Here is an 11,926-nt window from a genome sequence, read left to right as displayed (position 1 = left end):
ATATGAAAAGGACTTTTCAATGGAACAATGTATTTCTCGGAATCATTGTAGTTGCTCTTGCAATATTTCCATTCGTATCTGATTCGAGGACATGGACAATTTTGTTAACGCAAATCTTTATCTTTTCAATCCTTGCGATGAGTTATGATATTTTACTAGGCTATACGGGAATTGTTTCGTTTGGGCATGCGATGTTTTTCGGAATGGGTGCGTATACGACAGCAGTCATGCTTAAAAATATTGAGCCGTCGATGGGTGTTTTCATTTTATCAATTGGGGCTGGAATGGCGATTGCAGGTATAATTAGCTTTTTTATTGGATTATTAACTTTACGCTTAAAAACACATTTCTTTGCAATGTTTACCTTAGCTGTTTCTGGGTTGTTTTTGGTTTTAGCAGAAAAATGGCGGACGGTAACACAAGGCAATGATGGCTTTACATTTAAAGCACCTGAATTTTTTAAAGATCGGATTATGTTTTACTGTGTGGCCTTGCTCTGTCTTGTTCTTGTCTATTTTTTCCTGCGGCGCTTTGTCAACTCGCCTTTTGGAAGAGTGCTTGTCGCGGTAAGAGAAAACGAACAACGAACATTGTCCCTTGGATTCAACACGCTCCACTACAAAGTGATTGCATCCGTCGTTGCCGGGGTTGTCGCAAGTCTTGCGGGTTCACTTTATGCAGTTTCTCTACGCTTCGTCAATACCAGTGTGTTGTCGCTTGATATTACGCTGGACGCCCTTCTAATGACTATTATCGGTGGGGTGGGAACACTTATTGGACCGATACTCGGTGCAGGAGTTATTGAGTTAAGTCAACATTACTTGTCTGGACTTGCAAAGGAATATCCGATATTTGAACGTTGGATCATTTTCTTCGGAATTACCTTTATATTAGTCGTTATCTTCTTCCCGAAAGGGGTCGTCGGAACATTACGCGAGAAGTTATGGAAACGAAGAACAAAAACAACGAAGGAAAACACCGAGAAGGAGGGTTTGTAATGGGAATCGGGATTGTCAGTACAGGTGTGTATATACCTGAAACGAAGATGAGCGCTGAGGAGATTGCAAACCTTTCGGGGATTCCTGTCAAGGTTGTTGTCGAGAAAATGGGCATTACTCAAAAACCGATTCCAGGGGAAGGGGACCATACAGTCGCGATGGCAATATGGGCAGCAGAAGCTGCGCTGAAAAAGGGGAATGTAGATCCCAAAATAATCGATTTGATTATTTACATCGGGGAAGAGCATAAGGAGTATCCACTATGGACGGCGGCTATCAAAATCCAAGAAGAAATCTGCGCTTATCATGCATGGGGCTTTGATGTTGCACAACGATGCGGAACGACGATTACAGCTATGAAAATAGCAAAGAGCATGATGGAATCCGACGAGTCAATTAGAACCGTACTGTTAGCGGGTGGTTATAGAAATGGAGATTTCATCGACTATACGAACGAACGGACACGATTCATGTTTAATTTAGGTGCAGGCGGCGCTGCAATGATTCTGCAAAGGGATCATTCGGAAAATATCATTTTGGCATCTGAAATCATTACCGATGGCTCTTTCTCCGAAGATGTCATCATACCTGTTGGAGGAACAAAACAACCACTCACTGCCGAACATCTGCAAAATGGCTTGCATCGACTCGACGTTCCCGATCCAGTCGGGATGAAAGCAAGATTGGAACAGAAATCAATGCAAAACTTTTTGAGAGTTGTTCGCACTTCTTTGGAAAAGAGCGGCTATAAAGAGGAGCAAATCGATTATCTTGCGATTTTGCATATGAAAAAATCTGCACATGATTTTGTATTAAATGAACTTGGAGTCCCCTCGGAAAAATCGATCTACTTACATGACTATGGGCATATCGGACAAATGGATCAAATACTATCCCTGGAACTTGCGGAGAAAGCCGGAAAGCTAAAAGACGGTGATGTGGCGGTTCTCGTGAGTGCTGGAATTGGCTATGCGTGGGGTGCGATAACTGTAAGATGGGGACATCATAAGGGAGATGAGATGTAATGGCATTACAAACAGTCACACTAAGCAACCAAGAAACGATTGCTTATCGAAAAAGACCCGGTGGTGAACAAACAATTGTTCTAGTTCATGGAAATATGACTTCATCAAAACACTGGGATGTACTGATGGATATACTAGATTCGAAGTATACGGTTTATGCACTCGACTTACGCGGATTTGGAGAATCGTCTTATACCAAACGCATCACACATATCAAAGACTTTTCCGATGATTTGAAAGGATTTGTTGATGCACTCGGACTACGGGAATTCTCTTTAATCGGTTGGTCAACAGGCGGAGCAGTTTGCATGCAATTTGAAGCTGATTACCCAGGGCTTTGTCAAAAAATTATCCTTCTCGCATCTGCCTCTACCCGGGGCTATCCATTTTTTGGAACAAAGTCGGACGGTACCCCTGATTTGGAAAAGCGTCTTCGTACAATCGAGGATGTTGAACAAGATACAGGTAAAACATTGGCGATGCAAGGCCTATACGACACGGAAAATCGTGAAGGGTTAAAAGCTGTATGGAATGCGTTAATTTATACACATAACCAACCAAATACTGAAAAATACGATGACTATGTTGACGATATGCTTACACAAAAGAACTTGGCGGATGTGTACCATTCACTCAACACATTCAATATTAGCGATAAAAATAATGGCTTGTCTGACGGATCAAATCAAGCAAAAAACCTCAGAATCCCAATACTGATATTGAGAGGCGACAGAGATTACGTAGTGACCGAGCCAATGACAAATGAAATCATTGAAGACCTCGGGGACAATGCTACTTTTATTCCGTTAGAAGACGTTGGACATTCGCCGTTGGTCGATGACTTGCCAAAATTAAAAGAACTCGTTGAAACATTTCTTGATTAGGAGGAATATATTTTGAGATTAGAAAACAAAGTAGCCATTATTACGGGCGGCGCAAACGGTATTGGCCTTGCTGCATGTGAACGTTTTGCAGAAGAAGGTGCTCATGTTATTATGGCAGATTTTGATGAAGTTGCCGGTAAAAAACAAGAAGCATTACTCACATCGAAAGAATTGGATGTAACCTTTCTACAGCTAGATGTTGTAGACCGAAAAAGTGTTTTGAATTTAGTAGATCAAACAGTGAAGCTGTACGGAAAAATAGATATATTAATCAATAATGCTGGCATTACACAGGATGCAACACTTCTTAAAATGGAACCCGAACAGTTTCAAAATGTACTGAATGTAAATTTAATAGGCGTTTTTAACTGCACGCAAACAGTTGTTCCGTACATGTTGGAGAATGGATCAGGGAAAGTGATTAATACATCCTCAGTGAGTGGGGTTTATGGCAACTTTGGGCAAACAAATTATGCTGCCACGAAGGCTGCAGTAGTTGGAATGACGAAAACATGGGCAAAAGAATTCGGACGCAAAGGTATTAATGTAAACGCTGTGGCACCAGGTTTTACTGAAACAGCAATGGTCGAGAAAATGCCGGATAAAGTGATCGATCAAATGAAGTCTATCGTTTCATTACAACGGCTTGGTAAACCACGAGATATCGCTAATGCTTATTTATTTCTTGCGAGCGATGAGTCTGATTATGTACATGGGCATGTCTTGCATGTTGACGGCGGAATTATGATGTAACTGAAGAGGAGTGCTACTAAAATGTTCAATGAACCTGCTTGGATACTAAAAAGAGTTTCACTTTCTCCGAATAGGACTGCACTAATCGATGTTCATACAAATGTTACGTGGACATATTCCATGTTGAAAAAGCGAATTCTCCATTGGGCAGCTTTTATTATGAATAAGGATATTAAAAAAGGTGAACGTATCGCCGTACTTGCACCCAATCAACCCGAACTATTCGCAATTTTATTTGCTTGTGAATTAAAAGGCATTATTTATGTCCCGTTAAATTGGCGTCTAAGTAAATTTGAAATTGTTTCTCTTTTAAATGATTGTTTACCTTCTGTTCTATTGTACGACGAAATCTACTCATCACTGATTCATGAAATAGATTTCGAACAGATGATTTCGATACAATCAATCGAAACGATGAGTCAAATTAGTGAAGTATCAAACATCGAGCAACAAGAACCCTCGAACCCGTGGATGATGATTTACACAGGTGGGACAACAGGGAAACCAAAAGGAGTCGTCCTTTCTACATATGCCGTCAATTCCAATGCGATTAATACAATTATAAGCTGGGGCCTAACTGAGGAAGATACAACGATTAATTATATGCCGCTTTTTCATACAGGTGGCATTAACGCGCTAAGCATTCCAATCCTAATGGCAGGCGGTAAAGTCGTGATTGGAAATCGGTTTGATGCGGAGGAGGCGATGAGAGCAACTAACCAATACAAGGCAACGATTTCACTTTTTGTACCGACGATGTACCAGTCAATGATCAAATTGCCATACTTTAATGAAACGACTTTTTCATCTATGAAAGTGTTCCTCTCTGGCGGTGCTCCATGTCCAGAGACAATTTATAATAAATTCCATTCTAAAGGGCTAAAGTTTAAAGAAGGTTATGGATTGACTGAAGCTGGACCAAATAACTTTTTTATTCGGCCAGAGGGAGCATCTCAAAAAATAGGTTCGGTTGGAAAGCCGATGTTATTTAACTCTGTTAAAGTGGTGAAATCGAACGGTAGTCATTGCGATGTTAATGATGTGGGTGAACTCTATATAAAAGGTCCTCATGTTTTCAGCGCGTATTGGAAAAAGCCTCAAGATACATTGAATGCCTTTCATAATGGATGGTTGCAAACAGGGGATTTAGCAAAATATGATGAAGACGGTGACCATTATATCGTTGGAAGGAAAAAAGACATTATTATTAGTGGTGGTGAAAATGTCTACCCACAGGAGATTGAGCAATGTTTAACGAATTTCGAGGAAATCAACGAGGCAGCTGTTGTCGCTAAAAAGGATGAAAAGTGGGGAGAGGCCATTATTGCATTTGTTACGGTGGCAGAGGGATATGCTTTCAATCGAGACAAAGTCATTGCACATTGTAAAAAGTTTCTTGGTGGTTATAAAATACCGAAAGAAATTATAGTCTTACCTGAAATACCTAAAACGGATATTGGAAAGATCGATAAAAATGCCCTTCTGCACTATAATACTAAATAAGCATATTGATGGCATGGTTTGAATTTTCCGCTTGTACTAAAAAAGAAAACTATAAAGCCAAGAACAGATTAAAATTGAATGAAAAAAGCGTATATCTAATTAGATACACGCTTTTTTATGTGCGATTCTGTAAACCTTTATAGAAAGGTAACTTTGGGTTCGGTACCTGCTTTGATTCTAGAAATATTTGCACGATGTCGATAAAAGATAAAGACACCAAAGAAGAAAATCAATATCATCAAATAAAAATCACCTGTCCAAAAATAGTAAATAATTGTGTAAATCAATGCAATGATAACAACAATCATCGAAGTTAAAGAAACGATTTTTGTTAATTTTAATACAATAAAGAATGCGGCCAGTACAATGATAAAGAACGGCCAGTTGTAAGCCAAGATAACACCGCCAGAAGTTGCTACTGCCTTCCCACCTTTGAAGTTAGCGAAAACTGGATACATATGCCCGATGACAGCTACCACCCCAAGAATGAGCGGCTGGATAGTTGTTTCTGTGAACAGTGGAAGTAAAGGAAGTAAAGTTGCGGCGGTACCTTTTAAGATATCGAGAATTGTAACAGTTAGTCCCGCTTTCTTTCCCAATACACGAAATGTATTCGTGCCTCCCAGATTTCCACTACCATGTTCGCGAATGTCCATTTTGTAAAATAATTTCCCAATCCACAAAGCGGAAGGGATTGATCCAATAATATAAGCGATTAATAATATAAAAACTAGTTCCATATGATACCCCTCTACCATTTTGTGATGTTTCCTATGGACTAAGTTTACCAGAACTATTGACATGCGACAACGTCATTATCAGTCATGAATCCGTGAGTTTTTTCTTCACTTCATTGCAATTACAAGATTTTTTCTATACAATTAATTGAGCAAGCTTCCATAAACGTTGATTTGACAACCTTTTTAGGAAGCGGTACGATTATATATATAAGAACAGTCGTTTGATGGAGGCGGGAATTTGACTAAACAACAGGATATTGTCAAATATGATGATGATTCGATACATGTACTAGAGGGGCTAGATGGAGTCCGAAAACGTCCAGGAATGTATATAGGTTCAACCGATACACGAGGGCTTCACCACCTAGTCTACGAAATTGTAGATAATGCGGTAGATGAAGCTTTGGGTGGTTTCGGTTCTGAAATCAATGTAACTATTCACAAAGACGGTAGCATTAGTGTTCGCGACTATGGGCGGGGGATGCCTACAGGAATACACCAAACAGGTAAACCGACTACTGAAGTTATACTAACAATTCTACATTCAGGTGGTAAATTCGGGCAAGGCGGTTATAAAACAAGTGGTGGCTTACATGGTGTTGGAGCTGCAGTTGTAAACGCTCTTTCAGAATGGCTAGAAGTAACAATCTTTCGAGATGGCCACAAGTTTCGCCAACGGTTTGAAAATGGTGGAAAACCGGCAACTACTTTAGAAAAGCTAGGAACGACGCGTGAAAAAGGAACACTCATTCACTTTAAGCCAGATCCAAGCGTCTTTTCCACATTAAAATATCACTATGAGACAATAAGTGAACGACTTCGTGAATCCGCGTTTTTGTTAAAGGGACTAAAAATTGATATAAAAGATGAAATTACAGATAAGCAAGAGGTATTTCATTATGAATCAGGTATAGAAGCATTCGTTGAATATCTGAATGAAGAAAAAGATGTACTTCATAATGTCTCTTATTTAGACGGTGAATCTGAAGGAATCGAAGTAGAGTTTGCATTCCAATTTAGCGATGGTTACTCTGAAACAATTCTTTCATTTGTCAATAACGTTCGAACAAAAGACGGCGGTACGCATGAAACAGGTGCTAGAACTGCATTAACACGCGTTTTTAATGACTACGCTAGACGAACAGGGTTGTTAAAAGAGAAGGATAAAAACCTAGAAGGCGCTGATGTGCGTGAAGGGATCTCTGCAATTATTTCAGTTCGGATTCCAGAAGAAATCCTTCAATTTGAGGGACAAACTAAAGGGAAGCTTGGGACTAGCGAGGCACGATCTGTAACTGAATCGGTTATTGCACAAAAACTCCTTTATTTCTTAGAGGAAAATGCAGATTTAAGTTCAACGCTTATCCGAAAAGCGATTCGTTCTCACCAGGCCCGTGAAGCAGCAAGAAAAGCCCGTGAAGATGCTCGTTCTGGTAAAAAAAGAAAAAGATCCGAAACATTACTTTCAGGGAAACTAACCCCAGCACAATCTAGAAATGCGGCTAGAAACGAATTATATCTTGTCGAAGGTGATTCTGCAGGAGGTTCTGCTAAGCAAGGAAGAGATCGTGTGTTCCAAGCAATTTTGCCACTTAGAGGTAAAGTTATCAATACGGAAAAAGCAAAATTAGAAGATATCATGAAAAATGAAGAAATAAATATGATTATTCATGCCATTGGGGCTGGAGTAGGCGCTGATTTTCAAATTGAAGATGCTGCTTATGACAAAGTCGTCATCATGACGGATGCGGATACAGACGGTGCTCATATTCAAGTGCTGCTACTCACATTTTTCTATCGTTATATGAAACCGCTCATTGAAGCAGGTAAAGTATTTATAGCGCTACCTCCTTTATTTAAAGTTTATAAAGGTGTAGGTAAAAAAGAAGTAGTAGAATATGCTTGGACTGAAAGCGATCTTGATGAGGCTATTGGTAAAATCGGCAAGAATTATTTAATCCAACGCTATAAAGGTCTAGGGGAAATGAACGCCGACCAGTTATGGGACACGACGATGAATCCCGAAACTCGAACACTTATCCGCGTGACAATTGAGGATGGTGCTAAAGTCGAACGTCGTATTACAACATTAATGGGTGATAAAGTTGAACCTAGAAGACTGTGGATTGAAGATAATGTCGATTTCGGCCAAGTTGAAGACCATAATATTTTAGACAATGAATTTATTCATGTTGAGGAGGACTACGAATGACAAATGTAGAAAAATTTCAAGACCTTCCACTTGAAGAGGTTGTTGGTGATCGATTCGGTAGATATAGTAAGTATATTATTCAGGACCGGGCACTTCCAGATGCACGGGACGGCTTAAAACCTGTACAACGTCGTATTTTATATGCGATGTTTCATGAAGGGAATACACATGAAAAAGCATTTCGAAAATCCGCGAAAACAGTTGGTAACGTAATCGGTAATTACCATCCTCATGGTGATTCTTCTGTTTACGAGGCGATGGTTCGTATGAGTCAAGACTGGAAACTTCGTCATATGATGATTGAAATGCACGGTAACAACGGTTCAATCGACGGAGATTCTGCAGCAGCGATGCGTTATACAGAAGCCCGTCTTTCCGGGATTGCCGGTGAAATGCTACGAGATATCAGTAAAAACACAGTCGATTTCGTCCCAAACTTTGATGAGACTGAACCAGAACCAACAGTTCTTCCATCACGATACCCAAATTTACTAGTAAACGGATCTACGGGTATTTCGGCTGGATATGCGACAGATATTCCACCGCATGCACTTCATGAAGTGTTGGATGCGGTTCTTTTACGAATAGATAATCCTAAAGTAACAGTTGAGGAACTAATGACGGTTATAAAAGGGCCAGATTTTCCAACAGGTGGGATCATTCAAGGAACTGACGGTATTAAAAACGCGTATAAAACAGGTAAAGGTCGCATTATCGTTCGTGCAAAAACTTCAATTGAACAAATAAGAGGCGGTAAATCACAAATCGTTATCACTGAAATTCCATATGAAGTCAATAAGGCCAATATGGTTAAACGGATGGATGAGCTGCGAATCGATCGAAAACTCGACGGTATCGCAGATGTACGTGATGAATCTGACCGTACTGGTCTACGTATCGTGATCGAATTGAAAAAAGAAACAGACAGTAATGGGATTTTACAATACATGCTTAAAAACACTGACCTACAAGTCACGTATAATTTTAATATGATCGCCATTGCTGGACGCAGGCCAACATTAATGTCTCTTCCAATGCTTCTTGATGCGTATATTGACCATCAGAAAGAAGTTATTACACGCAGGTCGCAATTCGATATCCAAAAAGCAAAAGATCGGTTGCATATCGTTGAAGGCCTTATGAAAGCATTATCGATTCTTGATGAGGTCATCAAAACAATCCGGGAATCTAAAGATAAACGTGATGCTAAAAATAATATAATTTCGAAATTCGATTTCTCTGAAATACAGGCTGAGGCAATTGTTTCCTTGCAACTTTATCGATTAACAAACACAGATATTACTGAGTTGCAAAGAGAAGACGCGGAACTCCGAAAATTAATTGACAAATTGGACGCAATCTTAAAGAGCGATAAAAAGCTTTCGAATGTTATTAAAAAGGAACTTTCATTAATTCGAAAACAATTTGCTGAGCCTCGAAGATCTGTGATTGAGGAGAAAATCGAAGAAATCAAAGTTGATATCGATATCCTTATTCCGAGTGAAGAAGTACATGTTTCTGTCACGAAAGATGGTTACGTCAAGCGGACTAGCGTACGTTCTTACACCGCATCAAATGGAACTGGCCATGACATGAAGGATTCGGATTATATGTTATTTGAGTCTCCTATGAATACACAACATCATCTGTTGTTGTTTACATCATTTGGAAACTATCTATATCAACCTATACACGAATTACCTGATATAAGGTGGCGGGATTTAGGACAACATATATCAAGTATCATTCCACTCGAGCAAAATGAAACAATCATTGCAGCGATTGGATTGGAAAATTTCGAGGAAGATGCCAACATCATAACCGTATCTCAAAATGGTTTGGTAAAACAATCCAGCCTCGAAAGTTTTAAAGTGAAACGTTTTAACCGTACTTTTAAAGCAATGGGCATACGAAAAGGCGATCAAATGGTCAGTGCACAACTGATAAAAGGTGATGAAGATATTATCTTATTCACGAAGCAGGCATTAGCACTTCGTTTCCCGCTCTCAGAATTATCCATCACCGGTGTCAGAACTGCCGGTGTCAAAGGCATAAATCTAAAAGAAGATGATCAACTTGTTTCCCTTGTAGCTGTTCGTGAGGATAATGCCTCACTAGTTCTTGTTACTCACCGCGGGGCTGCAAAACGCATGACTGTGAAAGAATTTGAAACTGCAAAGAGAGCTCAACGTGGAGTCGTTGTTCTAAGAGTTTTACAATCGAATCCGCATGAAGTCATAGGTGTTCAAATGGTTACCAATGATGAGATTATTGTGTTAGCAACTGAGAAAAATAATAAAATACCGATGCTAGCAGGGTCATTAAGACTAGTAGACCGCTATTCAAATGGCAGTTTTATAGCTGATGAGAAAAAAGATGGTCGCGTCACGCATATATATAAAGACCCAAAAGCTGAACTCAAATAAAATAAATAGTCACGGGACAAAATCCCCGTGACTATTTATTTTTTCTGTCGTATAATAATTCGGAAGGCGAAGTACTATCCTAGCGTACATGATTATAATAAGAACGGGGATTGTTTATGTGGAGAAATCGGAATGTTTGGATAATACTGAGTGGTGAAATGATTGCTGGTTTGGGTTTGTGGACTGGAATTATTGGTAATCTTGAATTCATGCAAGAAAAAGTACCTTCAGACTTTCTGAAAGCATTAATCATGTCTACCGGTCTACTGGCCGGCTTAGTCGCTGGACCAATTGCGGGGCGAGTGATTGATCAATCCAAGAAAAAAACAGTACTTCTTATTTCTGGGCTTGGACGAATGCTAAGCGTAATATTCATGCTCATCGCTCTGGGTACTGGATCTATTTGGTGGATGGTTGCATTTATGATTAGTATCCAATTGTCAGCTACGTTTTATTTTCCGGCATTACAGGCAACGATTCCACTCGTCGTTAAAGACGAGCAATTATTAACGATGAATGGTTTGCATATGAATGTTGCGACGATTTCACGCATCATCGGCACAGCACTTGCGGGTATAATGTTGGTCTACTGGTCTCTCAATTCCTTGTACTGGATTTCGATGATTGGATACGGAGCACTACTGATATTTACGATGATGCTGCGTATAGATGAGCAAGAGGGAAGGGAAGCCAAGGTAAAAACAGCTTCGAGAAAATCAGGTGGGTTTATGGAGGTTTTCCCTGTATTAAAAGCCTATCCAGCGGTGGGTATGACTTTGATTATGACGTTAATTCCATTACTATTCATCGGATCATTCAATTTAATCGTTATTAATATTAGTGAAATACAAGATTCAGCAGCTATTAAAGGTCTTGTTTATACATTTGAGGGAATCGCATTTATGGTTGGGGCCATTGCAGTGAAATATATTTCAAAAAAATGGCGAACGACGACTATTTTATTTTTCTTTGCAACAATGGTCGCCGTTGCAGAATTTATGCTTTTCTTTGTAGAAAGTACTTTTATAACCTTATCAGCATTTGCAGTATTAGGTTTCGCTCTAGGGTGTTTTTTTCCAACAGCAATGGTTATTTTCCAAAAACAAATGCCAAAAGCCTATCATGGGCGATTTTTTTCGTTTCGAAATATGTTAGAACGTGTTATATTCCAGGTAGTTTTGTTAACAGCTGGCGCATTTCTCGATATAATCGGCTTGCAATTTATGGTGATTGCATTCGGCATGATTAGTCTAAGTTTGACAGCCATATTTTTTGTTCAAATGAAAAGAAGAAATATCGTGCTGGAAGAACAAGAACCTAAGCTAACTACCGCAGAAAGCATTTAACTTTTTGCGGTTTTTCTTATAATAAATTGTTTGTTATAT

General features: G+C 39.4%; 9 protein-coding genes. 8 read left to right on the top strand and 1 reads right to left on the bottom strand.

All coding sequences use genetic code 11. The annotated features are described in order from the left end of the window. Positions 1 to 2 precede the first annotated feature (2 nt). Genes AC25Y1_RS11740 through AC25Y1_RS11720 form a run of 5 tightly spaced genes read left to right on the top strand, consistent with a single transcriptional unit; the run spans position 3 to position 5,163 of the window. Positions 3 to 998 carry a branched-chain amino acid ABC transporter permease gene (locus AC25Y1_RS11740; protein WP_488148181.1) on the top strand — a complete coding sequence of 332 codons (996 nt, stop codon included), beginning with the start codon at positions 3 to 5 and terminating at the stop codon, positions 996 to 998. Then, positions 998 to 2,023 (top strand): 3-oxoacyl-ACP synthase, encoded by a 1,026-nt coding sequence (locus AC25Y1_RS11735; RefSeq protein WP_488148180.1) that lies wholly within the window; start codon positions 998 to 1,000, stop codon positions 2,021 to 2,023. Before AC25Y1_RS11740 ends, AC25Y1_RS11735 begins: the two co-directional genes overlap by 1 nt. Then, positions 2,023 to 2,907 carry an intracellular short-chain-length polyhydroxyalkanoate depolymerase gene (phaZ, locus tag AC25Y1_RS11730; protein ID WP_488148179.1) on the top strand — a complete coding sequence of 295 codons (885 nt, stop codon included), beginning with the start codon at positions 2,023 to 2,025 and terminating at the stop codon, positions 2,905 to 2,907. Before AC25Y1_RS11735 ends, phaZ begins: the two co-directional genes overlap by 1 nt. 12 nt (positions 2,908 to 2,919) lie before the next feature. Continuing rightward, positions 2,920 to 3,660, top strand: coding sequence for a 3-oxoacyl-ACP reductase FabG (gene fabG, locus AC25Y1_RS11725; protein ID WP_488148178.1), 741 nt, complete (start codon positions 2,920 to 2,922; stop codon positions 3,658 to 3,660). Positions 3,661 to 3,681: 21 nt separating this feature from the next. After that, a complete protein-coding gene (locus tag AC25Y1_RS11720; RefSeq protein ID WP_488148177.1) occupies positions 3,682 to 5,163 on the top strand; it encodes an AMP-binding protein in 1,482 nt (493 codons plus the stop codon). A 137-nt stretch (positions 5,164 to 5,300) separates the two neighbouring features. Here AC25Y1_RS11720 and plsY read toward each other — a convergent pair whose 3' ends face one another. Further along, positions 5,301 to 5,903 (bottom strand): glycerol-3-phosphate 1-O-acyltransferase PlsY, encoded by a 603-nt coding sequence (gene plsY / locus AC25Y1_RS11715; protein WP_488148176.1) that lies wholly within the window; start codon positions 5,901 to 5,903, stop codon positions 5,301 to 5,303. A gap of 238 nt (positions 5,904 to 6,141) precedes the next feature. On the opposite strand from plsY, the gene parE reads away from it, so the two are divergent. From parE to AC25Y1_RS11700, 3 genes are all read left to right on the top strand, one after another. After that, positions 6,142 to 8,115 (top strand): DNA topoisomerase IV subunit B, encoded by a 1,974-nt coding sequence (gene parE, locus AC25Y1_RS11710; RefSeq protein WP_488148175.1) that lies wholly within the window; start codon positions 6,142 to 6,144, stop codon positions 8,113 to 8,115. Further along, positions 8,112 to 10,541, top strand: coding sequence for a DNA topoisomerase IV subunit A (gene parC, locus AC25Y1_RS11705; protein WP_488148174.1), 2,430 nt, complete (start codon positions 8,112 to 8,114; stop codon positions 10,539 to 10,541). Before parE ends, parC begins: the two co-directional genes overlap by 4 nt. Positions 10,542 to 10,657: 116 nt before the next feature. After that, positions 10,658 to 11,887, top strand: coding sequence for an MFS transporter (locus tag AC25Y1_RS11700; protein ID WP_488148173.1), 1,230 nt, complete (start codon positions 10,658 to 10,660; stop codon positions 11,885 to 11,887). Positions 11,888 to 11,926: the final 39 nt, after the last annotated feature.

It is taken from the genome of Sporosarcina sp. Y1009 (genome assembly GCF_057669865.1).
The sequence above is the reverse complement of the archived record's forward strand: the minus strand, read 5'-3'. Positions and strand labels throughout refer to the sequence as shown.